The organism is Pseudomonas sp. AC136 (assembly GCF_979258585.1).
This window is the reverse complement of sequence record NZ_OZ409865.1, coordinates 2701863-2725076: the sequence shown is the minus strand read 5'-3', so window position 1 is coordinate 2725076 and position 23214 is coordinate 2701863. Positions and strand designations below refer to the sequence as shown.

Sequence of the window (23214 nt, the reverse complement as noted above, 5' to 3'; positions counted from 1 at the left end):
TTATCGTCCTTGTTACGCGGTGGCGCACAGCTCGGCCAGCACACGCAGGCGGCGCTTGGGCTCGGCGACGTAGGGGTTTTTCAGGTCCCAGGCGTAGCCGGCCAGAATCGAGCAGATCATGCCGCGAATTTCCGGGGCGGCGGCGGGGTGGTAGATCACGTTCTGGAAGCTCTCGTCGTACCAGCCTTCGACATAGGCGCGGAACGCATCCACCCCACGCTTGAGCGGCGCGGCGAACTCGCTTTGCCAGTCCACCGTTTCACCGTTCAACTGACGGTTGAGCAAGCCGGCCGCCATGCTCGCCGAACGCATGGCGATAGTGACGCCGGAGGAGAACACTGGGTCGAGGAATTCTGCCGCGTTACCCAGCAGCGCAAAGCCTGGGCCGTGCAGGGTTTTAACGTTGGCTGAGTAGCCGCCGAGGCTGCGCACGGGGGTGTCCCACTGGGCGTTTTTAATCAGGTTGCCCAGGCTTGGGGTTTCCTCGATAAAACTGCGCAGCGCCGCTTCCATATCCTCTGGACGACCCTCGTAGCGCTCGCTGGACGCCACCACGCCCATGGAGCAGCGGCCGTTGCTGAACGGGATCAGCCAGAACCACACGTCACGCATGGTCGGGTGGGTGGTGACGAGGATTTTCTCGCGGTCGAAAGTCGTATCGTCGATGCGGTCTTCGATGTGGGTAAACAAGGCCTGGCGCACCGGGAAGGCCGACGGCGCTTCCAGGTCGAGCAAGCGCGGCAGCACGCGGCCGTAACCGCTGGCGTCGAGCACGAAGTCGGCTTGCACGCGGTATTCGCTGCCGTCCAGACGGCGCACGGTGGCAATCGGCTTGGCGGAAAAGTCGGTAGCGATGATCTCTTCTTCGTAACGGATTTCCACGCCTTGCAACTCGGCCTGATCGGCCAGCAATTTGTCGAACGTGGCGCGCTGCACCTGGAAGGTCCAGCCCTTGCCGTCGGTGAATTTTTCGCGGAAATCAAAATGCGTGCGGCGCTCGCCCCAGGCAAACGCGGCGCCGTTCTTGCGCTGGAAGCCAGCGGCTTCGACGGCTTCAAGCATTCCGGCTTCTTCGACGAAATCCAGGCAATGGGACAGCAGACTTTCGCCGATGGAAAAACGCGGGAATTGCTGACGCTCGATGATCAGCACGTCATGCCCGTTGCGTTTCAGCAGAGCCGCGGCGATAGCGCCGGACGGGCCTGCGCCGATGACCAGTACGCGGCGCTGTTCCAATTCAAGCGACACCATGGGGACTCCTTGTGGCGGACTGTTGCGAAGAAATTCGGGATTTGCCCACGCCCAACAGGGCGGGCAGCAAGGTAGAAAACAGGCTCATCAGCAGCAGGCTGAAATAGGTCAGGGCGTCGATCAGGTGCAGTTGCAGCAGCAGATTGAGGAACACCACTTCGGTCAGGCCGCGAATATTCAGCAGCACACTTTCCGACCATTTCAGCCGCTGGCTGGCGCCGGGCATGGCCCAATGCAAACCGAGCCAACTGCCGAGCAATTTGCTCATCACCGGCAGCGCCAGCAGCGCGCCAAGGTGCAGCCAGGAATAGCTGGCGCCGATGCCGTGGAAATCTACCCGCAGTACGCCGCAGGTCAGAATCAGCGGAATGGCCAGGCCGTTGAGCAGCCACTTCCACTGCGCGGCGGGCAGTGGCAGGGCGAAGGGCTGTTTCAGCCACGCCAGGCACAGCATGTAGCCGATGCCAAACACCAGCGCGTTCAGTTTGAGCTGTTGAAAAACCAGCATCAGGGCGAAGAACGGCAGGCTGTAAAACAGCGCATGGCGCAGGCCCAGTACCTTGTTCAACAGCAGCGGCAGACCGGCGGCCAACAGCGGCCAAAACAAGGTCTGCGGGTCGGCGCTGCCCTGGGCCAGACCGAACAGGCTCCAGCACATCAGGTCCATCAGAATCGCCGCGTGCAGCAGACGTTTGATGCCCTCGGCCGGGTAGCCGATGTTTTGCAAATACAGAAACAACACCGGAATCGCGGTGATGGAAAACAGCAAGCCGATGCCCACCGCGCTCAGCCAACCGCTTGTGTCCGGCAGCAGCCACAGCGAGGCGGCGATGCCGGCCAGCAGTGGCACGGCGAAACTGGGCAGGGCGATCTTCAGGCTGGCGCTGCTGACGTGAAGGTCCACCACATCGCTGAGGATGTAACCCAGCAGCAGGGCGAAACTCAGGTTGTACAGCAGGCTCAGCCAGGTCGGCGCCAGCAGTTCGTTGGCGCTGAGTTGCCAGTGCGGTTCTACCCAGGCCAAGAGCAGCAACGGAATCGCCAGGCTGGCGACCAGCAATTGACCGACGATGGGAATCAGCCGTTGGCGCCCCAGCAGCGCGACGCCGCCGAACAAGGCCAAGGCCAGTAGCCAGAACAGCATCACCATCATGACGCCAGCTCCTTGTGCGCGGGGCTGTGCGGTTCACCGGCCCAGGGCGAGAGCAAAAAGCTGAAGGCCAAGCCGATGGTGATAGTCAGACCGAAGTTACTCACCGCTGGCGTGCTCGACACGGCCAGCAGGCCGAACGACAGCCAGGTGGTCAGCGCCGACATCAAGGTGCCCAGCAAACTGGTGGCTTCGCCGCCGACCCGCTCGCGCATGATGATGGCGTAGTCCACGCCAATGGCCGTCACCAGCAGCAAGCCGAACAGGCTGAACAAGGTCAGCGGCTGCCCCAGCCAACCCAAACTCGCCAGGCTGGCCAGCGCCGCCAACAGCGACACCGCCAGCACTCGCGCCGCGCCGCGTGGGCCAAAGGGCAGGCAGAGCAGGGCGAAAATCAGCAGGCACGACGCCAGCTTCAGTTCTGCCGCGCTGATTTGCGTGGCGGCGAACAAACGGTTGAGCTGGCCCAGGCGGTCGATCAGTTTCACCCCCGGCAAGCCGTCGGCTTGGGCAACCAGCAGGTCAGCGTTGCTCAAGCCTTGCAAGCTCACCAAGCCAGCCACTTCGCCTTCGCCGGTTGGCCCCAGCCACAGCGTGCGCCACGGCTCGCCAAGTGTGCCGGCCAAGGCTTGTTCAATGGTGCGGTTGGGCAGGGCTTGCAGTTGGCGTACTTCGGCTTCGACCTGTTGCGGCGTAACGCCGAGCGCTTGCAGGGCTGCACTGTTAATCGGCACGGCGCTGAGCGAGGCGCGCAGGTTGTTTTGCTCCGAGGCCGGCGCTACCAATTGGCTGAGGGCCATGTAGCTTTTCAGTTTGCCGTCGGCAACCAGGGCGTCGAGGCGCTGGCCGAGCAGGTGCTGGCGTTGCAGCAGTTGTTCTTCGTCTTTGCCGCGCACCAAATAGAACTGGCTGGTGGGCTGAAAGCCAATGATCTTGCTGATTGCCTGCGACTGTTGCAGCAACTGCGGCGGGGTACTGGCCCATTGGCGCAGATCGTCCTTGTGCTGCAGTTGCAGCACGCCGCCCACGCAGAACAGCACGAAAATCAGCAGCAACCACGGCGTGCCGATCCGCGACAGCAAGCGCCGACGCCAAGCCAGCAAACGGGTGGCCAGGCCATACGGTTTGGCCCATGGCACGATCGGCCCTTTGCCGAGCAAGGTCGGCAACAGGCACACCGCACACAGGTACGAACCCAGCAGGCCCGCCGAGGAAAAAATCGCCACCTGGCTCAAGGCCGGAAACGGCGTGAACGCCAGCGCCAGGTAGCCGATCACGTTGGTGGCCAGGCCCAGGGTCAGGCCGAGGAAGGTGGCGCGCAACGCTTGCCAGCTGTTCCACGGTTGCAGCGTCCAGCTTTTGGACAGCAGGTGCAGCGGGTAGTCGATGGCCACGCCAATCAGGCTGGCACCGAGCACCAGCGTCAGTACGTGAATTTGCCCGAACACGGCAACGCACGCGGTAAGCCCGGCGAGCACGCCGACGGCGGCGGGCAGCAGCGCCACCAGCACGCGCAAGCGGCGGAAGGCGACCAGGATCAGCAGCAAGGCGCCAATGCTCGACACGCTGCCCATAAAGCTGATTTCGCGGGTGGCCTGACGCTGGCCGTGGGCCGAGTACAGCAGGCCGCTGGTGGCCAGCAGCTCGCCGCCTTGCGCTTGAACCTCGGCGCGGGCGCTGGCTACCAGGGTTTCCACGGCCAACGGCAAATTGCCGTCGAAGGCATCGCCACGGGTGCGCGCGCGCAGCAGCGCCCAGGTTTTGCCGTCACTTTCGGCCAGCAGTGCGCCGCTCAGATCGACCTGCACGTTGTGGGCACGCGGCAGCTTTTTCTCGATCAGTGCGCCAAGGCCCAGCCAATCCTGGTCGGTGGCGATCAGGCCCTGGCTGCGGAACGGGTCGAATAAATCCTGCACGCGGCGTTCGACGAAGGCGCGGGGGTCTTGCTGAAGCAACTGGCGCTCTTCAGTGCCGAGCAAAGCCAGGCGATTATCGAGCACCTGCTGGCGCACCTGGGCGAGGTCGTAGCTGACGTCCCACTGCACTTTTTCGAACAGCTTCTCCTGCTGCCATTGCTGGCCGATGGCGGCCGCCTGGCTCAGGGCTTTCTGCCGGTCGGCAAAGCTGATCAGCACCACCAACTCGCGGTTCAGCGGTTCCTGAATGATTTTTTCCGCGCGCTGTTCGAGCGCATCTGGCGTATCGCTGGGCACCAATTCCAACAGGTTCGCGGAAATCGGCGCACCGCCGCGCCACTGCCAGGCGGCCACGGCGAGCAGCGCCAACAGCGCGACGGTAAAGAGCCGGGGGCCCCAGTGATCAATCCGCGAAAGCATGACGGTCCGTGTCGCTGAGTTGGCTCTCGGCGTGGCTGTCGGTCAGGCGCAGCACGGTGCTGTCGCCCTGGGTTTCACGCAGTTCGATGCGCGCCACTTGCTCGCCGCCCTGAATCTGAATGGCGCTGAAAATTTGCTTGAGCATCAGGCTGCGCGGCGTCAGGTCCAGCGTCCAGGCGCTGGCGTCGCCGCTCAGTTGCAAGTCGAAGTCCTGGCGCAAGCCGCTGCTGTCGCCTTTGAGCACGGCCAGAAACAGACGGTTCTGCTGGGCGCTGGCGCTTTGCTGTGCCACGGACTGCCAACCTTGTGGCGTGCGCTTGGCGATGCCGCTGCCGTCGATGCGGTATTCCTGTTGCAGCGGCGTTTGCAGTTGCCAGAGCAAACCGAGGTCTTTGCTCAGCACAAACTGGCCCGTGCTGGTCAGCGGCTTGGGCAACGCGCGCAGGTGTTTTTCCTGCACGAACGGGCCGCGCACCACGGCGGGTTTGGCCAGTTGCGCGGCCAGTTGGTCGAGGTCGAAGGCGTGGGCCAGCGGCGCCAGCGCCACGCTCAACAGCAGGGCAAGAAAGCGCTTCATGCGATGGCGCGCTCGACGGCCTGAACGAACACGGCCGGTGAGGCCAGCTGCATTTCCAGGCTGGCGATTTCCACCGCCACTTGCACGCTGCTGGCGCGGGTCATGCGCTCGCCGGTGGCGGCGTCGCTGATCAGGTAATTGATCTTCAGGCGGCTCTCCCACTCCACCAGATCGGCGCGCACGATCAGGCGCTGACCGAACTTGGCGCCGCGCATGTAGCGCAGTTGCAGGTCGATGATGGGCCAGGCGTAACCGGCCTCGCGCATGTTCGCGTAGTTGTGGCCGATCTTGTCGAGCAGCGCGCAGCGCGCCACTTCGAGGTATTTGACGTAGTGGCCGTGCCAGACGATTTCCATCATGTCGACGTCGAAGAACGGCACTACGACCTCGATTTCGGTTTGAATCACGCCATGGCTACGCATACAGGCTCCAATGGCGGCTGCGGATGCGCGTCAGGCACAGGCGCAGTTCGCGTTCCAGGGCGCGGTCTTCGATCACCGGCGGGAAGTCTTCGCCCAGTTGCTGGTGCATGGCGGCGAGCGACGGTGGCAGCGGCCGGGCGTCTTGCTCGTGGCCACGCAGCCACACGCCCTGGTTGGCGGCGATCAGGGTGGCGGCGGCCACTTGCTCGGTGAGCTCCAGGCTACGCAAGGCGTCGCGCGCGGCAATGGTGCCCATGCTGACTTTGTCCTGGTTATGGCATTCGGTGGAGCGCGAGAACACGCTGGCCGGCATGCTGTTTTTCAGCGCCTCGGCGGTCCAGGCGCTGGCGCCGATTTGCACGGCTTTGAAGCCGTGGTTGATCATCGCCGTGTGTGCCGGCGCGCCGGACAAGTTACTGGGCAGGCCGTGGTTGTAACGGGTGTCGACCAGCAGCGCGAGCTGACGGTCGAGCAGGTCGGCAACGTTGGCCACCAGGTTTTTCAGACCGTCCATGGCAAAAGCGATGTGCCCGCCATAGAAGTGCCCGCCGTGCAGCACGCGCTCGGCCTCGGCGTCGATGATCGGGTTGTCGTTGGCGCTGTTCAGTTCAATTTCGATGAACTGGCGCAACCAGCCCAGGCTGTCGGCCAACACGCCGAGCACATGGGGCGCGCAGCGCAGCGAGTAGCGGTCTTGCAGACGATGCAGCGGTGCGGTTGGGGCGTCGATGGCCAAGTCTCTGCGCAGCCAGGCGGCGACTTGCGTTTGCCCCGGATGCGGCTTGGCGGCGAACAGGCGCTCGTCGAAGTGCTCCGGATTACCTTGCAGCGCCACCACATTAAGGGCGGTGATACGCGTGGCCAGTTGCAGCAGGTAATCGGCACGCGAATAGGCCAGGCAGGCGAGGCCGGTCATCACGGCGGTGCCGTTCATTAACGCCAGGGCTTCTTTGGGGCGCAGGGTCAGCGGCTGCCAGTCGAGCTCGGCATGCACCTCGGCGGCGCTGCGCACTTCACCACGGAACAGCACGTCGCGCTCGCCAGTGAGGGTCGCGGCCACGTAGGAAAGCGGCGTGAGGTCGCCGCTGGCGCCCACCGAGCCTTCTTCCGGAATCAGCGGCAGCACGTCGTGATCGAGGAAGGCTTGCAGGCGTTCCAGCAGTTCGATGCGCACGCCGGACACGCCCTGGCACAGCGACTGCAACCGCGCCGCTAACACCGCGCGGGTGGCGACCGGGTCGAGCAATTTGCCCAGGCCGCAGCCGTGGAAGGTGAACAGGTGTTGCGGCAAGGCCTCAACGTGCTCCAGCGGCACCGCCACCACGCAGGAGTCGCCGTAGCCGGTGGTTACGCCGTAAATCACGCCTTCTTTGTCGAGCAACGAGTCGAGAAACTGCGCGCCTTTGGCGATGCGCTGGCGGAATTCGCCGTCGCTCTGCAGGGCGGTTGGGCTGCGTTGTTCGGCCAGGTTGACCACCTGCTCAATGCTCAGCGGTTGGGCGCCGAACACCACGGTGGAGGCGTGCGTGTTAGTCATGGGCTATCCAGAAGGGGAAGAAGTTGAACCATTGCTGCGGCGCTCGCAGGCAGTAGTGCGCCAGCCGCTCGGCATACGCTTGGGCGTGCCGCTGGATCACCTGCTCGCGGTCGCTGCGGCGCCATTCAATGCGCTCAGCGAAAGGCTCGAGGGTGACCTGGTAACGGCCGTTGAGTTTTAGACAGAACAGCAAATTGATCGGGCATTGCAGCAAGCCCGCCAGCAGCCACGGGCCTTGCGGCAGCTCGGCTGGGTGGCCGAGAAAATTCACCCGCGCGCGGCGCCCGCCATGCAGCGGCACGCGGTCGCCGGCAATCGCCAACCACTCGCCGCGCTCCAGGCGCTGGCTGAGTTGCAGCATGATCGCGGCGTCCAGCTCACTCACCTGAATCAGGCGCAAATGGGTAGCGCCGGCCTGGTTGAGCAAGCGGTTGAATTGCTCGGCGTGCTTGGTGTGCACCAGCACATTCATCTGCACTTTTTCGCCCAGTTCGGCCAGGGCGCGACAGACTTCGAGGTTGCCCAGGTGCGCGCCCACCAGCATTTGCCCGCGCTGTTCACGGTGCAGCTTGCCGCGCACATCGGTGTTGTCGATCAGGGTGACTTGCTCAAGGCCCAGACGCCCGCTCCAGACGTCGAGCTTGTCGAGCAAGGTATCGGCGAAGGCCATGAATTGGTTGAACACCGAGCGCCGCGTGGGTCGCAGTTCGGGGCGCCCGCTCCAGTCGGCCAGCCGTTGCTGGTACTCCTGCACGCTGTGCCGCGCGCTGCGCCCGGCCAGGTAGAAATACAACACGATCACATGCAGCAACGGGCTGAGCACGCGGCGCCCCAGGTTGCGCGCCAGCCAGGCGGTGAACGCCATCAGCAGGTAACTGCCGCGCTCGTTGTGCCGTGCCCAGTGGCCGTTTTTCATCGCAACCACCGGCGGGCGAGAATCGCTGGCGAACGCCAGAGCATGCCGAAGAACAGGATGGCGTGCATTTTCGAGATCAGCACGTTGTCGAGCAGCACGCGAAAATGCGAGAGGCCGTCTTGCGGGTACTGCACCTTGACGGGCAGCCAGATCATGGCCTGGTTACGCCAGCTCAGGCGCACCAGCACTTCGGTGTCGAAGTCCATGCGCTTGCCCATCTTCACCGAGTTGATCAGCGCCAGCGTGGAGGCCAGCGGGTACACGCGAAAGCCGCACATGGAGTCGCGAATCTGCAGCGACAGGCTGTTGATCCACACCCACACGTGGGTGATGTAGCGCGCATACAGCCGGCCTTTTGGAACACTGTGATCGAACTGCGGGTAGCCGCAAATCAGATGGTCCGGCTGCGCCGCTGACTGCTGCAAGAACTGCGGCAGGTTGGTCAGGTCATGCTGGCCGTCGGCGTCTACTTGCAGGGCGTGGGTAAAGCCCAGCCGAGCGGCTTCGCGCAGGCCCGCCATGACGGCGCCGCCTTTGCCCTGGTTTTCCGAGAGGCGAACCAGGTGGGTGTTTTCACGCGTGGCGAGTTGATCCATCACCGCCGCGCAGGCCGGGCTCGACGCATCGTCCACCAGCACGCATGGCAGGCCGCTGGCGTGCAGCGCCTCGACCACCGCGGGCAGCGCGTGTTCGTGGTTGTACACGGGGATGACCGCGCACACGGCGTGGCTGGCGGACGGGTTAGGCGTCGACACGGGCCGCCTCCAGCAAAATGCGCCCGGACGAGCACGCGGCCTCGCCATTGCGGTAGCTGAAATACAACTTGCCGCGCTCGGCATCGAAGCGCAGGTGCAACTGCAAGCGGTCGCCGGGGCGGGCCAGTTGCTGGAATTTCAGCACTTCCATGCCGCAGAAACGCGGCGGCAACACCATCAGTTGCCGCGCCAGATTCTGCGCCCAATCGACCTGCACCACGCCGGGCAAAATCGGCGTTTTCGGGAAGTGGCCGGTGAAGTGCGCGAGGTCCAGCGGCACGTCCAGCTCCAGGTGCCATTCGCCATTTTCTTCTCGCTGGCTGACCACATCCGGCAGCAGCGTGCGCGGCGCGTGCAGCAGTTGTTCGAGCGACGCTTGCGGCAGTTTGCCCTGGGCGTTCAGCGGTAAATGGCGCACCAGACGCCAGCGACGCGGCAGCGCCAGGGCGATGCAGTGCGGGCTGAGGTGCTGACGCAGGCTGTCGGTGACAGCGCGGCGGCCTTGATTGCGCAACGCGTGCAAGCCGGCGTCGTTCAACGCCACCAGCGCGCCGAGGTAGGCACGCTTGTCGTGCACCACGCCAAAACGCGCCTCGCCCACCCACGGGTGAGTGGCCAGCGCCTGCTCGAGCATGGGCAGGGAGATACGGTTTTCTTCCAGTTTGACGATGCGGTCCAGTCGGCCCAGCAGCTCGAAACGGCCGTCGTCATGCAACGTGGCGCCATCGGCGGTTTGTTCGGTATGACCGGGCGCGAGGTAAGGCGAGCGAACGTACAGCGCGCCGTCATCGTTAAGGCCGACCTGCACATCGGCAAACGGCTGCCACTGCGAACCGCCCTGGCGCCAGGCGATACCGCCGGTTTCCGAGCTGCCAAAAATTTCGGTAGGCACCTGGCTCAGCAGTTCGCCCAGTTGCGCGCCGGTTTCTGCGGGCAGCGGGCCGCCTGAGGAAAACACCCGGCGCACGCGGCTCAGCGCCTGCCAGTCGAGGTTGTCGCCCATGCGTTTGAGCAAAGCCGGGCTGGCGATCCAGGCGAAATTCGCCTGCGGCAGACTCCAGCGTTGCAAATCTTCCGGGAAGGGTTGTGGGCGACGTACAAATACGCGGCCCGCACACAGCGGCCAGAGCACGCGGAATAACAGGCCGTAAATGTGCTGCGCGGCGACGCTGCCGACGATCACCGCATCGCCCAGCTCTTCGCCCCACAGGGCTTGCAGGGCGGCGACTTCGTTGTGCATCTGGCGCAGGGTTTTGTCGATCAGCTTGGGCTCGCCGCTGGAGCCGGAGGTGCATAGTGTCAGGCCGATAAAATCGAGATCGAGCGTGGCGGCCGGCAGTGGTTCGGCGTGCAGCTCGGCCAGGCGCGTGTCACCGTCCTGGTCGCTGAGCCAGAGATCCACCCGCGGCGCCAGGCGTTCGCGGCTTTGCGCTTGCAGGTCTGCTGGCAGCAACACGCGCACGCCGGCGCGCCAGGCGCCCAGCAGGGCAATGGCCAACTCGGCGCTGTCTTCCAGGTGCACGGCCATGTTGCGCACACCCCGGGCCTGCAGGCCGGCGGCGACGCTCAGCGCTTGCACGCACAGGTCGGCATGTTGCAACGCGGGCTCGATGGCGACCGGGCGTTGCAGCACGGGGCTGAGCAGGTCTTGCAGGTCTAACCATTTCATAGTCGGCATTTCATAGCTGGCACTTCATCCCTGGGCTCGCACACGTTGGCGCACCAGCCATTCACCGGCGAACAACAGGCCCATCAACACGTAAGAAATCACGCCGGTGTAGAGCGTCCACCAGCTCAACGGCGCCCACAGCGTGAGGGCGCTGACCAATAGCGCATTGAACACAAAGAACCCACACCACACTTTGGTCACTTGCCGCGTGTAGACGATGGCCACTTCAGGCAGCTCCGGTTCACGCAGCCGCGCCAGGCGCTCGACCATCGGCGGGCCGTATTTCAGGCTGAGGCCGAACAGGCCCAGGCCGAACAGGCTGATGAGCGCCGGGTACCAGCGCAGCACCTCGTGACTGTCCGCCAGGCCCAGCAACACGCAAAAACCCAGCGCAGCGATGGCCATGCCACGGCTGCCCGGACGTTGCCCCTGTGTCAGGAAGCGCGCCAGCCACAAGCCGCCGAGCAGCAGGGCAAAGAAGCGCGGCGACAGGTGTTGCTGGCCGTAATACACCGCGAAGGGGTAGGCCAGGCCGGCCACCAGCAGCACCAAACCAATCAGGCGGTTCATGCCTTGTCCACGAACAACACCCTCAGGCAGCGGGCGCGTTGACCAGGCGGAACACCGCCTCGACCACGTCACCGACGGTGCGCACGGCCTTGAAGTCTTCAGCGGCGAGTTTCTTGCCGGTTTTGCGCTTGATGTGGTCGATCAGGTCGACGGCGTCGATGCTGTCGATTTCCAGGTCCTGGTACAGGTTGGCTTCCAGGGTGACGCGCTCGGGCTCAAGCTCGAACAGCTCGACCAGCGACTCGCGCAGGGTGGTGAAGATTTCGTCACGGTTTTGCATGGTCGTCTCTCTTACGCGGCTTGCTGTGCAGACACGAACACAGCAAGGCTAGCCACGTTGGCGAAGTGCTTGCGGGTGTCTTTGGCGTCGGCGTCAATCTTGAAGCCGAAGCGCTTTTGGATAGCCAGGCCCAGCTCCAGGGCGTCGACCGAATCCAGGCCCAGGCCTTCACCGAACAGCGGCATCTCGGCGTCGATATCGTCGGGACCGATGTCTTCCAGGCCCAGGGCCTCAATGATCAGGTTTTTTATTTCAAGTTGCAGATCGCTCATCTTTGGCGAGCTCCTTAATAAAGTGTTGGTGCAGATGTTCGTTGAGTTTGCGCGAGGCGATAGGCGCCGAGCTGTGGGCAGCGAATTGCTGCGGGTCGATGTCCTCGCCCACGCGCATTTTGAAATGGAAGCGCCGCGCCGGAATGCGGTACCAAGGCTCGGCCTTGGTCAGCGTGGTGGGCGTTACGCTGATGACCACGGGCGTCACCACCGTTGCACCGCGCAAGGCGATAGCGGCGGCGCCCCGGTGAAACTCCGGTGCCTGCCCCGGCGTGGTGCGCGTGCCTTCGGGGAATATCACCAGGGTTTGCCCTTCACGCAGCGCGCCGGAGGTTTCGTCGAGCATGTCCATGCTGCCGCTGTTGCTGATGTACTCGGCAGCACGAATCGGCCCACGCATGCTGGGGTTGTCCCACAGGCTCTGCTTGACCACGCAGTTGGCGTCGCGGATGAAGGCAATGAGCACCACCACGTCGATCAGCGACGGGTGATTGGCGATGACCATTTGTCCCGGACGCCCAAGGCGCTCGATGCCTTGCACTTCAAACGTCAGCACGCCGGTGCGGTGCATGAATTCCACGAACGCGCGGAACGTCCAGCTCACGGTGGCACGGGCGCGGGTGCGGCGCGCCACGGCGTCGCCCGGCAGCAGCGACAGCAGCGGAAACACCACGATGCGCAGCAGTACGCCACCGACCCCGAACAGCGTGAAGCTCAGGGCGGTTGCGATCAGGCGCCACCAATAGGGCGCGCTGTAACGGCTCAGGCGCTGTTCTGTTGCCAGCTCCATTGTCGATTCCTCCAACGATGCTCCAAGGTGGTTGCGCCATTATTCAAGGCGCGAACCAGGTTAAGTGCGTGCGGCCACTCTGCGGTGGCTGTATCGGCAGGTGTTGCGTGTGCTTGCGTTTTGGTACTCAGGTGCAGGTTCCAGCGCTCGCCTGGCGTCAGCAGCAGTGCGACGGCGTAGGGAAACGGAACATCACTCACCCAACCGGCATAGGCGGCGGGCGGTGTGTCTTCGGCGATCACCAGCAATACCGCGGGCGCACCATCGGCCAGTAACAACTGCGCCTCGAGCACTGCATGTTCCAGGCCATCGGCTTCGCCGGCCAGCGCCGTCATTTCGCTGGTGTCGCTGCGCATGATCGACCACTGGCCGATGATGGCGTTGTGCACAGAAAGGCTGAATTGAGTGGGCGACAAGGGCGCGCCGGCACTGACATCGCTGAGCAGGGCAAAGGTGCGCGGGGTTTCACCGTGACGGGAGACGAACACCAGCGGCAGCGGCGCGCCATGGGCGTCGGCCAGTGGCCAGGCGACGCTGAAGGCCATGCGCGCCAGCGGGCTGAGGCGGCGGCGCTGCATGGCCGGAAGAAAGCTGACGTCGGGCAGCGAATCGCTGACGGCAGGCGGCTCGGACTGTTGGCTCCATGCCAGCCAGTCAGCTTCCTGCTCCAGGCCGGGGGCCCAGGCACGCCATTGTTCGATTGAGAAATGCATCGGCAGCTTTTGCGTCCATGTAAAAAAGGCGATCGCTCCTGGCTTGGCCAGGTCCATCGAACAGCCGCAGCTGTGTTCGCCGGTGGAAAAGTCGCAACCGCGCTAGCGCCATAGCAAAGTGCCGGCATTATCCCGACGTGGCGGGGCTCAAGCAAACATTGGTTACAGGTGCGGATTGCGGGCGCTATTTTGCCCATGTTGCGGAGAAATATCCGCGCCGCTGGTCACTGTTCACGGTAGTGCCTCGCCCTAGCGGTGCGCTTTGCATAGAATCCGGGACTATTCGAGGCTCAGGACGAGGTGGGGATATGCGACGCGTAGTGTTCAACCAGAAAGGCGGCGTGGGGAAATCCAGCATCGCCTGCAACCTGGCGGCGGTGAGTGCCCAAGAGGGCTATCGCACGTTGCTCATCGACCTGGACGCTCAGGCCAACTCCACCCAGTACCTCACCGGGCTGACCGGCGAAGACATCCCCATGGGAATCGCCGATTTCTTCAAGCAAACGTTGTCGACGGGGCCGTTTTCCAAGAAAGGTCAGGTAGACATCTACGAAACGCCGTTCGACAACTTGCACGTGGTGACCGCCACTCGTGAATTGGCCGACTTGCAGCCCAAGCTGGAGGCCAAACACAAGATCAACAAGCTGCGCAAATTGCTTGATGACTTGTCCGAAGACTACGACCGCATTTATCTCGATACGCCGCCCGCCCTCAATTTCTACACCGTTTCGGCGATGATCGCGGCCGATCGTGTGTTGATTCCTTTCGATTGCGACAGTTTTTCCCGCCAGGCGCTGTACAGCCTGTTGGCCGAGATTGAAGAGCTGAAGGAAGACCACAACGAGGGGTTGGAGGTTGAGGGGATTGTGGTCAACCAATTCCAGGCACGGGCGAGTTTGCCGCAGCAGTTGCTGGATGAATTGATTGCCGAGGGCTTGCCGGTGTTGCCGGTGTACCTGGCCAGCTCGGTGAAGATGCGTGAATCGCATCAGGTGTCGGTGCCGCTGATTTTCCTGGAGCCCAAGCATAAGTTGACGTTGCAGTTTGTGGAGTTGCATAACTTGCTGGAGGCTGGGGTTTAGGGGCCCATTGATTATTCATTCGCGTGTTTTTCAGCCTTTAGGTATGCCGAGCGATTCTGGATCCCCGCGTTCGCGAGGATGACGGATGTTTTTGAGAGAGACCACCGTCATCCTCGCGAACGCGGGGATCCAGAATTCTGCGTCGTACTGGGGTTTGAATCACGCGCCAACTCCGCCTGTCCCAAGCCCCCACCCCCACCTGACCATTTTCGGCAGTTTCCGCCCCCTCAAGGTCGCACCCTTCCCATCTCCCGCCCCCACCGCCCCCGTTTTAAGTACTTGAATCCCTTGGCATGTTTTCTGCGATAGCCGTGTGTCTGCCTTTCTTCTACGGATTGCCCATGTCCACTTCCACCGCCGCCTATGCCCAAGCCCGTTGGGACGAGTTGGAGCGTCAAAGCGACCTCGACTGGGACCTGGACGCAATCACCGACCGCCGCGAGGCGGTGGCATTTTTGCAGCGGTTTGAGAATCGGTTGTGCATCTATTCCAGCTATGTGGAGAAGCTGTACAGCAATTACAGCTTCGTGGTGCCGGAGTCGGAGGAGGGCAGCATCACGATTCTTCCGGATGAACAGGCCTGGCACGACACGTTCAATGACGTGCCGGCCGATGCCGTGGAGCCCACCGGTATTCACATTCTGCCGGGCGAAACCATGGGCTATACCGGGCTGTATTTGAAGATTCCCGGCGAGCACCGGTTGGTAGCGTCGAAAGAGTTGCCGTTTCAGGAAGGGCTCAAGCTGCTGATTCAGCGCTACGCGGCCAAGGGCGAGACCTTTCTGCCGGTGTTGATCAAGGGCGATCTGCGCGAGTACGAGGCGCGTATGCCGTCGCTGCATCTGCATCGCATCAATCCGGACAAGCTGGGCAACAGCTCCAAACTCAGTGTCGACGCCATCAAGGGCGCCATTGCCGATCACCTGATCGCGCTGTTCCGTCAGCACTGAGCGCAGTGGCGTTACGCCAGTGTGGTGTCTCGTAACAGTCGCCCCACACGCCCCTCGAACTCCCTGTTACAGACTCGACTATGGGTCGGGCGCCGGTTGCAGCCCAGGTTCTTATAGTGATGCCGTAGATTCTTGCCGCGCCCGCGCGCTGCCAAGGGTCCGAACACAATAAGAATAAGGAAATCGCCATGCGCTCGCCCCGTAGCCTTGCCGCAGGTCACCGGTCCCCTCTGCGTTCGCTGTTTGCGCTGGCGCTGCTTGCCGTCGCCGTGCTGCCGGGTGCTGCGCAGGCCAAGCTGGAGGCGCTGGCTGACAGTGAACTGTCGAACGTCACCGGGCAGGCATTCATCAACCTGACCACCGACGCCAATGCGGGCATCAACTACACGCGGGTGAACCTGGGCGTAAACCTCGACACCCAGCTGAATATGAAGAAACTTCAGCTCGGGCAGTACAACGATTCCCTGACCCGGCCGGGCGAAGTGGCGGGTTCTTCCGACATTCTGATCAACAACTTTGCCCTCGGCACGGTGAATGCCGACGACAGCATCAATGCGTTCAAAATCGCCAATCCGTTTATCGAGCTGGCGTACGAGGGCAACAAAGTCATCGGCGTGCGCATCGGTTTTGGCGAGGCCAAGGGCACGCTCTCCGGCGACATCGCCAGCCTGACCGGCAACGTGCCGGTGCATATCAAAGGCACCGGCCAGGCGATTTACGACCAGGCCAACGTCGGCCAGAAACTCATCTTGGGCATCGGCGGCATTTACACCTCCAGCGTGCTGGAGGCAGATGCGCAGTTGGTGAACAGCAGTGGCGCATCCGACCCGATTCGCGGCACCCAGGCCGGCGTCAAGAATGGTGACGGCCTGACGTGCACCAGCGGCTGCCTGCCGATTCTGACCGACGCCGCGCTGGGCATTATCAAGTCCAACGGCTGCGCGCTGCTGGGCATCCAGACCTGCTTCAACCTCGACCAATTCAAATCGCTGCCGGTGGGCAACCTGGGCATTGCCGATCAGGCCGGCACGGCTGCTATCGAAGGCGCGGCGAAAGGCTTTTTCATCTCGCTGCAGACCAAGGATGTGGCCTGGCGCGACCTGGACAGCAACAGCTTTATGACTGCCCTCAAGGGCGCGTTCATGAACATGCCCAAGTACCGAGATGCCAACGGCAATATGGTTTCGCCGATCAACATCGACTTCAACCAGGCGTTCAACGGCATTCCGCGGCAAGACACCTGCCTCGGCAGCGCCACTGCGGGTTGCTGACATGAGCGCCCTCTGGCGGTTCGCTGGCTTGGCCTTGTTGGGCTTCAGCTCCTTGGCGCAGGCCGAGATGAAGGCGCTGGACGATCAGGAATTGTCTGGCGTGCAAGGTGCAGGCTTCGGTTTTGTGCTGGAAGACATTCTGCTCGACGCCAATAACGCGACCATCACCATCAACGACATCACCAACGGCAGCGGTCAGAACGTGCCGATTTCGGTGAAGGAGTTCTACCTCGGCGCGGCAGGCAGTAATAAAGGTGCCAACCTCAACCCGGTGACCATCGGCCGCCTCAGTTCGCCGTTCACGCTCGACCTCAACAAGGGCGAAAACCTGCGCACCCTGCGCGACGACGGCGTGTGGGTGCAAACCACGCCGAGCAATGTCGCGGTGCTGGCGCTGACCTTTCCCGAGCGGCTGACAGGCGCTGCCGGGCAAGCCTGTATTTCCGGCTACGCAGCGGCAGGCAGCAACTGTTCGAGCCGGGCCAGCGAGAAGGCAGACCTGGGCATTCGTTTTGACTTTCAGGTGGCCGCGGGCCGCACCGACATTTTGAATATCGACATCGCCGAGCTGGCCATGGACGGCTCGTACCTACGGCTGTGGGGCGATAGCGCCCGTAGCCAACTGGTGGGTGAGATGCGCCTGAACTTGTATGCGAAAGGGCTGACCGTGATGTCGTGCGCGGCCGGCGCTACTAACTGCGCCACGGCGGCCGACCAAGAGGCGCGCACCATCACGCTGAGCAATATGTACGCGAACATCTCCCTGGGTTACGGCAAAACCCAGCCCCTGCTGTTCGATGTCAACAGCAACGGCCAGTTTGTGCTGGAGCTGCCCAACCCCACGGCGGGCGGCACCACGGCGGCGCAGCGCAACACGTTGGCCACCGACTTCTACGCCAATGCGCCGCGCACCAATATCGTCATCGACAACCTCAAAGTCGGCAGCGGCAACTACAGCACCGGTGGCTACAACTTTGGCTACAACACGCTGCAGGGCTTGAGCATTAATTACCTGAAGGTGACCAGCCATGACCTTTAAGCGCATCGAGTGGTTGGTGTTGTGGCTGGCCTTGCTGCTGCCAGCGCTGGCGCGCAGTGAGTTGCAACCCATGGCCGATGACGCGTTAAGCGCCACCAGCGGCCAAGGCGGCGTGTATCTATCAGGTGATTTCAGCGTGAATAAAAACGGCGGCGTGTTGTGGTCGACGCCAACCACCAATACCTCCAGCGCCTGGACGGCCAACCAACGCAGTTGCGCCACCCTTGGCGCCAGCTCGCCGGAAGATTGCGGCATGCGCCTGGCCATTCGCGCTGAGGCCGCCGGCGGCTGGTACGTGCTGGACAATATGAAAGGCGTGTTCAGCTTTGACGGTCTGACCCTTCGCACACGGTTTATCGACGGCGGCTTCAATGGCGATGGCGCCACGTTCGCCCAGGACACGCTGGAGTTCGGCCTGCCCAACGAAGTGAAGTTTCAAGACACCCGCTTTACCTTCGCGGTGGCCAACCAGGGCGGCTGGCGCAACAAGGCCGGCACTGCCGCTAACGGCGGCGATGCGAGCTATCAGCAAACCAACATTTTCTCGGCGAAAATCGACGGCAGCATTCGTATGCAAGGCAACGTGCTGGTGTTTCCTAAAAACTGAGGGGTAAGCCGATGCGCCGTTCGTTGCTGCGTTTACCACTGTGCATGGTCTTGCTGGGCCTCATTGCGCCGGCGCTGGCCATGCAGGCGTTGGACGATGAGAGCCTGGCCGGTGTGAACGGGCAGTCCGGCATCAGCATGGAAATCAACGGCGGCGGTTGGTCGGCAAGTACGGTCAGCTACAGCGAAGACGGCAAAACCGTGGCGCTCAAAGATGTCAGCAATCGGCCGGCCAGTGGCGCCACGGCCACCTCCACCACCAAGGTCGATGTGGTCGGCAATCAGTTGGTGGTCGAGCACAAAGCCAGTCCACAAGTGCTGGCGGTAAACAACGTCGAGATGGCCGGCAGCAGCAACAGCTTCGGCAGCTTTCGCGCGTTTTACACCTTGGGCGCGACACTGAAGGTAAAAGGCGGCGGCAGCAGCGGCGTGAGTGGCATCGGCCTCGATGACAGCAAGCTGTCGCTGACCGACGTGACGTTTTACTACCGCGATAACGGTTACGACCTGATCGTCAACGGCATGTCGCTGAACGCCTACCTCAATGCCGCGTATGTCGACATCGTCAATGGCGGCAGCGGCAAGGAAGTGAAACTGGACCTCGGCAATTCGCGGGTGCTGGCGAGCATCGCTGGCATCGGCCTTGACCTGGCCCATGGCGATGCGGTGAACGGCGTGCTGGCGACGCCGACAAATCCGGACACTCGCGACCCTAACGCGAGCATGAGTTTTGGCTCGCTGACGCTTGACCTGCGTCTGGGCGGCAGCCTGAGCATTGCCAGTGGCGGCGCCAGCGGGCAGGGCATCCGCATTCGGCCGAATATAGCGATCACCAACAGCCTGTTTCAGTATCAAGACGAAGGCGTGCTGCGGGCCGAGAATTTTGCTGGCGTGCTGAGCAGCACCAGTGGCCTGACGGTGGACTTGGCGAGCGACACGGTGGGGACATTTGCTCAGGTGAAGTTTCCTGATTTGCGTCTGAATGCGACCTTGGGTGGTCTCATTATTGGCAATGCCAGCAACCAGAAGCTTGGCAGCCTTGGGATTGATCTGAATTTCCTGGATGACGGCGCGAAGCAGAACTGGCTGAAGCTGCGGCCGGGCGGCGACGTTAACTCCGGGCTTAAGGGCGTGACTGCGGATGTGAGCTGGAACATGGTCAACAGTTCGGTATCGCTGACCGATAACGGCAACAGCATGTGGTTCAGCGGCCTGCGCACCAATGGCAGCGGCCAGGTGACGCTCGATGTGACCAAAAGCTGCGCGGCCGGGGCCAGCACCGGCTGCTACGCCGGCACCCAGAGCGACATGAGCCTGGGCAGCTATAACGGCCATTACGACGGGCTGCGCGTGGGCCTGAACAACGTCAAGGGCAGTTACAGCTTCGATGGCCTGCGGGTCGGCAGCGCCACGGCGCCGTTGCAGGGCGGCACCGAGTTGCTGGTGCTGATGGAGATTTTTCCCGCCTACGACTTCACCCTGAATGGCCAACTGACCATTCAACCGGGCGGCAACGTGGGCAGCGGTGTGCGCTATAACGCTGACTTCTATGTGACCGAAGCGCGGGCGGCGATTACGGTCGACGAGGCCGGGCGCGGGTTGTGGTTGTCGGGCACCAGTTACGACATGCATTTCCGTGACGGCACGCTGGATATCAGCAGCGGCGCGGCGGGCGAGAAGGGCGGCGTCGAACTGCGTAAGGGCACGTATTGGTCGAAGCTCGACGTCAGCGATGTGCGCTGGGGTGACCGCGCCACGGGCACCAGTCTCGGGCGGATCATGCTCAAGCGGTACGAGCAGGGTTCGACCCTGGCGCTGAGTTCAGGCGGCGCCGGTGCGTTGTGTGTCGGCGGCAGCGGCGCCACGGCAAGTGCCTGTGGCGCCAGCGGCGGGCGCTGGGAAGATCGCGGCAACGAAGGTGTGTCGGTGAAACTGAAAAGCGTGTTCGTGCGTGATACGGCGGTGGACAGCTCGGTCAACGGCGTCGCCACCGACGAGAAGCGCAACCAGGTGCTGTGGGAAACCAACCGCACGGCAGGCAACGGCACCGGGGCGCAGTTGGTGATCGACAACTTTTCCACGTCCGACGGCGATCCGAACAATCCCAACGTCAATACCTATGGCGTGAATGCCGACTTGAACCTGGACGTCGCACCGACCACGGTGAAAGTGAAAAGCGGGGCGAACGCGGGCACGACCGTGACGCCGGATCCGCTGGGGTTTGCGGTGAACGGGCGCATTACCTTCAAAGAGGTGAATGTGGATCGCTTGCAGAATGTGCACCCAACCGGCGGTGCGGTGACGGCCATGTATGGCATCAAGGCGCAGAACGCCGACATTCGCGCCAACCTCACCGCTACGCCGATTAACTAAGCGCGCGGCTTTTATCGGCGCGCATCGCGCACTTTTTCGCGGGCAAAAAAAGACCCGGCAAGAGCCGGGTCAAAAACCGTGATTAGCCTGATGAGGAGATAATCTGAAAGGCCGACTGAAGGTCTCTCAAAATATCGACTGATCTCGCGACCAGTTGCGGTAATAATAACAATTCTCATTTCTCAGTCAACCCCTTCCCCCAAACTTTTTTCTCGCCGGGCTTTAAAAGCACAAAACCCGGCGCTTGGCCGGGTTTTGCGTACAGCGTACGGCTTACTCGCTAGCGGGCAAACGCAGCTGGGTGACTTCTTTGTTCAGCAGATCGATGCGCCGCGCCATGCTTTCAATCAGGCTGTGGGCGATACGCGGATTGCTTTGCGTGAGGCTGAGGAATTGTTCCTTCGGAATTACCATCACCGTGCACGGCTCGCTGGCCAGAACGGTGGCGCTGCGTTTCTCGCGGGTGAACACCGCCATGGCGCCGAAGATTTCATCTTTCTGAACATCGCCGACCTTATGGCCGTCGACGTAAGCCTCGGCGTGGCCTTCGATGATGATGAATACGTGGTCGGCTTCGTCGCCCTGGTGAATAAGCTCTTCGCCAGCAGCAAAATGCTGGAAGCCGGTGGCGGGGCGGATTTCCGGCTGCTTCAAACGCGCCAGCGCGTCGGACAGCAGCGCCGTATGGCCAATCAAGTACTGAACGAATAGTTCCAGCCGCATTTCGCTGGCATAGATATGTTTGAACACTTCGCTGCGGGTGTACGGCACCAGGCTCAGGGGTTCTTCGCTGCTGTACCGGCAGGTGGGAAATTCGATGCCTTGGCGCAGGCCGAACAGATCGCCTTCCTGCAGATAGAACAACGGACGCTCATCGACCAACGCATGCAGTAAGCCGTTTTCGATGATGAACAGCTGATTTCCCGGCACTGCTAGCGCGAGGTCGTCGGTGCGCTCCAGACGCAAGGTCGCGCCCGAAGGCGCAAGCCCTTCCAGCAGTTGCGTGGGGATGCCTTGCAGTCGGTTGATCAGCTGGTCGGCGTACGCCGGTTGCTCCCCGAGTAGGTACATACAGTAATTCCTTGAACTGGCTGGGCTTTCGAGAACGCACGAAGGTCCCTGAAACAATAGTTCGTGGCCGCCTCGGCGTAAATCTTCGAGCGCAGAGGATGTGAGCTAGCTCTTATTGTGCGGGGGCATAGCGTCGAGCTGGCCATTCAACTCCGCTTTGTGGGCCGGAGGCAACTCATTCCAGTGCACATCCAGCAATGCACCTTCGATTGCATAGAGTAAGACCTTCGACGCCCTGAACCCGCGCGCCTGCACGGCACGGTAGGCGCCCACTGCACCCAGGCGGCGTAGGTCGGTTGCGCTATGGATGCCGACGGCATGCAGCCATTGCGATGAGGTTTTACCCAGGTTTTTGAGGTGTTGCAGTTCGTCGTTCATCGCGCCTCCTTGGCTGCCGTGCTTAGTCCCCCGCGGTTAGCGCGACGGGGACCCTGCCAGGAAGTGTAGCGGCCAGTTCACAAAACGTGGCTGTTTGACATCTCTCCATGCTTTTTCCAGTGCCGGGGCGACGTCGGCGACCGGATCGCGGCCATTTTTGCGCTCCCACAGCTGGCAGGCCGACCACGTGCGCAAGTACCCCAACAGATGGTCGAAGCTCCACTGCGCCTGCATGGAAAAGGCGGGCATCGCTATTGGTTGCAGCGGTGAGTGAATGTCGCGGTAGCCGGCCTCGATGCTGGCCCGCCCGGCTGGCCAGTAGCCGCCCAGCGTGTTCCAGTAGAAATCGTTGACCACCTCGTCAATCGCCTCGTCGATGCTCATCAGCCCATAACACCAGGCGCAAAACAGCCCGTCCGGTTTCAGCAGCCGTTGCACTTCATCAAAGAAGGATGGGCCGGCGAACCAATGCAGCGCCTGGGCGACAATGATCAGATCCAGGCTTCGGCTGGCCAGCGGGATGGCCGTTGCGTCAGCGGCAAACACGGACGTCGCCTGGAGCGTTTCGCTGGCAGCGAGTTGCTCAACGCTGGCGTCACAGGCCAACACCTGGCGAAAGTGGGCAAGCAGCGGTTCGCTGGCCTGACCAGAGCCGCAGGCGATATCCAGTGCGCGTTCGGTGCTGGGACTTTGCTGCGCCAGCCATTGAAACAAGGCATCCGGGTAATGCGGGCGGAAGCTGGCGTATGCGGCAGCGCGGTTACCGAACAGTTGGGCAATTTCGCTCATGAAGTCGTGGACCGATAGCGCATGCGCGTGCCGTACGTAAGCGACATGACGATTTCATCCGCACTCAGTTCGATGGGGAAGAACACCCCGGAGATTTGCGCGTGCGCGATGCTCGCGCCGTCCATGCGCGTGTTGCGCAAGTCCAGGCCGCGTAAATCGGCGCCGCGAAAGTAGCCGTTGGTGAAATTGAAACCGTTGGCGTCGAGCAGCCTGAGGTCCAGGCCGCGGAAGTCGCCGTCGGATAGATCAAAGTCGCCACCTTGGGCCTTCAAGGCGTTCACGCCTTCGATGTCTTCGTTGTGCAGCAGCACGTACAGCGGATTTTCCAATTGACGCGGCTTGCTCATGGCGGACTTCCGATGTGGGGTTCATCGGCAGTATAGAAGCCGCGCTCAGCTCTGCCCGCTGGCTGAGCGC

Annotated in this window: 24 protein-coding genes; 6 read left to right on the top strand and 18 right to left on the bottom strand. The window is 62.5% G+C overall.

Annotated elements, in window-relative coordinates; translation table 11 throughout:
* Positions 1-12: 12 nt before the first annotated feature.
* From ACZZZU_RS12315 to ACZZZU_RS12250, 14 genes are read right to left on the bottom strand one after another with little or no spacing between them, the layout of a single operon-like run.
* A complete protein-coding gene (locus ACZZZU_RS12315) occupies positions 13-1251 on the bottom strand; it encodes an NAD(P)/FAD-dependent oxidoreductase (RefSeq protein ID WP_463550746.1) in 1239 nt (412 codons plus the stop codon).
* A complete protein-coding gene (locus tag ACZZZU_RS12310) occupies positions 1238-2404 on the bottom strand; it encodes a sodium:proton antiporter (protein WP_463550745.1) in 1167 nt (388 codons plus the stop codon). Before ACZZZU_RS12310 ends, ACZZZU_RS12315 begins: the two co-directional genes overlap by 14 nt.
* A complete protein-coding gene (locus ACZZZU_RS12305) occupies positions 2401-4737 on the bottom strand; it encodes an MMPL family transporter (protein ID WP_463550744.1) in 2337 nt (778 codons plus the stop codon). The genes ACZZZU_RS12310 and ACZZZU_RS12305 overlap by 4 nt, the downstream gene beginning before the upstream one ends.
* A complete protein-coding gene (locus ACZZZU_RS12300; RefSeq protein ID WP_463550743.1) occupies positions 4721-5314 on the bottom strand; it encodes an outer membrane lipoprotein carrier protein LolA in 594 nt (197 codons plus the stop codon). Before ACZZZU_RS12300 ends, ACZZZU_RS12305 begins: the two co-directional genes overlap by 17 nt.
* Complete coding sequence (locus tag ACZZZU_RS12295) at positions 5311-5736, bottom strand: acyl-CoA thioesterase (RefSeq protein ID WP_463550742.1); 426 nt, start codon at positions 5734-5736, stop codon at positions 5311-5313. Before ACZZZU_RS12295 ends, ACZZZU_RS12300 begins: the two co-directional genes overlap by 4 nt.
* Positions 5729-7273 carry an HAL/PAL/TAL family ammonia-lyase gene (locus ACZZZU_RS12290; RefSeq protein ID WP_463550741.1) on the bottom strand — a complete coding sequence of 515 codons (1545 nt, stop codon included), beginning with the start codon at positions 7271-7273 and terminating at the stop codon, positions 5729-5731. Before ACZZZU_RS12290 ends, ACZZZU_RS12295 begins: the two co-directional genes overlap by 8 nt.
* Positions 7266-8189, bottom strand: a complete 924-nt coding sequence (locus ACZZZU_RS12285; RefSeq protein WP_463550740.1) for an LpxL/LpxP family acyltransferase — start codon at positions 8187-8189, stop codon at positions 7266-7268. The genes ACZZZU_RS12290 and ACZZZU_RS12285 overlap by 8 nt, the downstream gene beginning before the upstream one ends.
* Positions 8186-8944, bottom strand: coding sequence for a glycosyltransferase family 2 protein (locus ACZZZU_RS12280; RefSeq protein WP_463550739.1), 759 nt, complete (start codon positions 8942-8944; stop codon positions 8186-8188). The genes ACZZZU_RS12285 and ACZZZU_RS12280 overlap by 4 nt, the downstream gene beginning before the upstream one ends.
* Positions 8931-10613, bottom strand: coding sequence for an AMP-binding protein (locus ACZZZU_RS12275; RefSeq protein ID WP_463550738.1), 1683 nt, complete (start codon positions 10611-10613; stop codon positions 8931-8933). The genes ACZZZU_RS12280 and ACZZZU_RS12275 overlap by 14 nt, the downstream gene beginning before the upstream one ends.
* Before the next feature lie 24 nt (positions 10614-10637).
* Complete coding sequence (locus tag ACZZZU_RS12270; protein WP_122491897.1) at positions 10638-11183, bottom strand: COG4648 family protein; 546 nt, start codon at positions 11181-11183, stop codon at positions 10638-10640.
* A gap of 22 nt (positions 11184-11205) precedes the next feature.
* Positions 11206-11463: an acyl carrier protein gene (locus ACZZZU_RS12265; protein WP_122451522.1), complete on the bottom strand. Its 258-nt coding sequence runs from the start codon at positions 11461-11463 to the stop codon at positions 11206-11208.
* Between the two features lie 11 nt (positions 11464-11474).
* Positions 11475-11735 (bottom strand): phosphopantetheine-binding protein, encoded by a 261-nt coding sequence (locus ACZZZU_RS12260; RefSeq protein WP_122451521.1) that lies wholly within the window; start codon positions 11733-11735, stop codon positions 11475-11477.
* A complete protein-coding gene (locus tag ACZZZU_RS12255; protein WP_122491896.1) occupies positions 11716-12525 on the bottom strand; it encodes a lysophospholipid acyltransferase family protein in 810 nt (269 codons plus the stop codon). The genes ACZZZU_RS12260 and ACZZZU_RS12255 overlap by 20 nt, the downstream gene beginning before the upstream one ends.
* On the bottom strand, positions 12498-13238 hold the full coding sequence (locus ACZZZU_RS12250; RefSeq protein ID WP_463550737.1) for a beta-ketoacyl synthase chain length factor: 741 nt from the start codon (positions 13236-13238) through the stop codon (positions 12498-12500). The genes ACZZZU_RS12255 and ACZZZU_RS12250 overlap by 28 nt, the downstream gene beginning before the upstream one ends.
* Positions 13239-13546: 308 nt before the next feature.
* Between ACZZZU_RS12250 and ACZZZU_RS12245 the strand changes: the two genes are divergently transcribed.
* The 6 genes from ACZZZU_RS12245 (at position 13547) to ACZZZU_RS12220 (ending at position 20559) form a co-directional block, all read left to right on the top strand.
* Entirely contained in the window at positions 13547-14320 is a 774-nt protein-coding gene (locus tag ACZZZU_RS12245; RefSeq protein ID WP_122491895.1) for a ParA family protein, read from the top strand.
* 341 nt (positions 14321-14661) lie between these two features.
* Positions 14662-15270 (top strand): hypothetical protein, encoded by a 609-nt coding sequence (locus ACZZZU_RS12240; protein WP_122491894.1) that lies wholly within the window; start codon positions 14662-14664, stop codon positions 15268-15270.
* A gap of 188 nt (positions 15271-15458) precedes the next feature.
* Complete coding sequence (locus tag ACZZZU_RS12235; protein WP_463550736.1) at positions 15459-16541, top strand: DUF6160 family protein; 1083 nt, start codon at positions 15459-15461, stop codon at positions 16539-16541.
* 1 nt (position 16542) lies between these two features.
* A complete protein-coding gene (locus ACZZZU_RS12230) occupies positions 16543-17580 on the top strand; it encodes a hypothetical protein (RefSeq protein WP_463550735.1) in 1038 nt (345 codons plus the stop codon).
* Positions 17570-18187, top strand: coding sequence for a hypothetical protein (locus ACZZZU_RS12225; RefSeq protein WP_463550734.1), 618 nt, complete (start codon positions 17570-17572; stop codon positions 18185-18187). Before ACZZZU_RS12230 ends, ACZZZU_RS12225 begins: the two co-directional genes overlap by 11 nt.
* A gap of 11 nt (positions 18188-18198) precedes the next feature.
* Positions 18199-20559: a DUF6160 family protein gene (locus tag ACZZZU_RS12220; RefSeq protein WP_463550733.1), complete on the top strand. Its 2361-nt coding sequence runs from the start codon at positions 18199-18201 to the stop codon at positions 20557-20559.
* A 273-nt stretch (positions 20560-20832) separates the two neighbouring features.
* Here ACZZZU_RS12220 and ACZZZU_RS12215 read toward each other — a convergent pair whose 3' ends face one another.
* From ACZZZU_RS12215 to ACZZZU_RS12200, 4 genes are all read right to left on the bottom strand, one after another.
* Complete coding sequence (locus ACZZZU_RS12215) at positions 20833-21630, bottom strand: Crp/Fnr family transcriptional regulator (RefSeq protein ID WP_463384013.1); 798 nt, start codon at positions 21628-21630, stop codon at positions 20833-20835.
* Between the two features lie 105 nt (positions 21631-21735).
* Positions 21736-22008, bottom strand: coding sequence for a TfoX/Sxy family protein (locus ACZZZU_RS12210; RefSeq protein ID WP_122491889.1), 273 nt, complete (start codon positions 22006-22008; stop codon positions 21736-21738).
* 36 nt (positions 22009-22044) lie between these two features.
* Positions 22045-22797 (bottom strand): class I SAM-dependent methyltransferase, encoded by a 753-nt coding sequence (locus tag ACZZZU_RS12205; protein WP_463384012.1) that lies wholly within the window; start codon positions 22795-22797, stop codon positions 22045-22047.
* Complete coding sequence (locus tag ACZZZU_RS12200) at positions 22794-23144, bottom strand: pentapeptide repeat-containing protein (protein WP_122491887.1); 351 nt, start codon at positions 23142-23144, stop codon at positions 22794-22796. The genes ACZZZU_RS12205 and ACZZZU_RS12200 overlap by 4 nt, the downstream gene beginning before the upstream one ends.
* Positions 23145-23214 lie beyond the last annotated feature (70 nt).

Excerpts from the sequence above, each read along its gene's own strand:
- ACZZZU_RS12315 (WP_463550746.1), bottom strand. The coding sequence starts at position 1,251 with ATGGTGTCGCTTGAATTGGAACAGCGCCGCGTACTGGTCATCGGCGCA.
- ACZZZU_RS12310 (WP_463550745.1), bottom strand. The coding sequence starts at position 2,404 with ATGATGGTGATGCTGTTCTGGCTACTGGCCTTGGCCTTGTTCGGCGGC.
- ACZZZU_RS12305 (WP_463550744.1), bottom strand. The coding sequence starts at position 4,737 with ATGCTTTCGCGGATTGATCACTGGGGCCCCCGGCTCTTTACCGTCGCG.
- ACZZZU_RS12300 (WP_463550743.1), bottom strand. The coding sequence starts at position 5,314 with ATGAAGCGCTTTCTTGCCCTGCTGTTGAGCGTGGCGCTGGCGCCGCTG.
- ACZZZU_RS12295 (WP_463550742.1), bottom strand. The coding sequence starts at position 5,736 with ATGCGTAGCCATGGCGTGATTCAAACCGAAATCGAGGTCGTAGTGCCG.
- ACZZZU_RS12290 (WP_463550741.1), bottom strand. The coding sequence starts at position 7,273 with ATGACTAACACGCACGCCTCCACCGTGGTGTTCGGCGCCCAACCGCTG.
- ACZZZU_RS12285 (WP_463550740.1), bottom strand. The coding sequence starts at position 8,189 with ATGAAAAACGGCCACTGGGCACGGCACAACGAGCGCGGCAGTTACCTG.
- ACZZZU_RS12275 (WP_463550738.1), bottom strand. The coding sequence starts at position 10,613 with ATGAAATGGTTAGACCTGCAAGACCTGCTCAGCCCCGTGCTGCAACGC.
- ACZZZU_RS12270 (WP_122491897.1), bottom strand. The coding sequence starts at position 11,183 with ATGAACCGCCTGATTGGTTTGGTGCTGCTGGTGGCCGGCCTGGCCTAC.
- ACZZZU_RS12265 (WP_122451522.1), bottom strand. The coding sequence starts at position 11,463 with ATGCAAAACCGTGACGAAATCTTCACCACCCTGCGCGAGTCGCTGGTC.
- ACZZZU_RS12260 (WP_122451521.1), bottom strand. The coding sequence starts at position 11,735 with ATGAGCGATCTGCAACTTGAAATAAAAAACCTGATCATTGAGGCCCTG.
- ACZZZU_RS12255 (WP_122491896.1), bottom strand. The coding sequence starts at position 12,525 with ATGGAGCTGGCAACAGAACAGCGCCTGAGCCGTTACAGCGCGCCCTAT.
- ACZZZU_RS12250 (WP_463550737.1), bottom strand. The coding sequence starts at position 13,238 with ATGCATTTCTCAATCGAACAATGGCGTGCCTGGGCCCCCGGCCTGGAG.
- ACZZZU_RS12245 (WP_122491895.1), top strand. The coding sequence starts at position 13,547 with ATGCGACGCGTAGTGTTCAACCAGAAAGGCGGCGTGGGGAAATCCAGC.
- ACZZZU_RS12240 (WP_122491894.1), top strand. The coding sequence starts at position 14,662 with ATGTCCACTTCCACCGCCGCCTATGCCCAAGCCCGTTGGGACGAGTTG.
- ACZZZU_RS12235 (WP_463550736.1), top strand. The coding sequence starts at position 15,459 with ATGCGCTCGCCCCGTAGCCTTGCCGCAGGTCACCGGTCCCCTCTGCGT.
- ACZZZU_RS12230 (WP_463550735.1), top strand. The coding sequence starts at position 16,543 with ATGAGCGCCCTCTGGCGGTTCGCTGGCTTGGCCTTGTTGGGCTTCAGC.
- ACZZZU_RS12225 (WP_463550734.1), top strand. The coding sequence starts at position 17,570 with ATGACCTTTAAGCGCATCGAGTGGTTGGTGTTGTGGCTGGCCTTGCTG.
- ACZZZU_RS12220 (WP_463550733.1), top strand. The coding sequence starts at position 18,199 with ATGCGCCGTTCGTTGCTGCGTTTACCACTGTGCATGGTCTTGCTGGGC.
- ACZZZU_RS12215 (WP_463384013.1), bottom strand. The coding sequence starts at position 21,630 with ATGTACCTACTCGGGGAGCAACCGGCGTACGCCGACCAGCTGATCAAC.
- ACZZZU_RS12210 (WP_122491889.1), bottom strand. The coding sequence starts at position 22,008 with ATGAACGACGAACTGCAACACCTCAAAAACCTGGGTAAAACCTCATCG.
- ACZZZU_RS12205 (WP_463384012.1), bottom strand. The coding sequence starts at position 22,797 with ATGAGCGAAATTGCCCAACTGTTCGGTAACCGCGCTGCCGCATACGCC.
- ACZZZU_RS12200 (WP_122491887.1), bottom strand. The coding sequence starts at position 23,144 with ATGAGCAAGCCGCGTCAATTGGAAAATCCGCTGTACGTGCTGCTGCAC.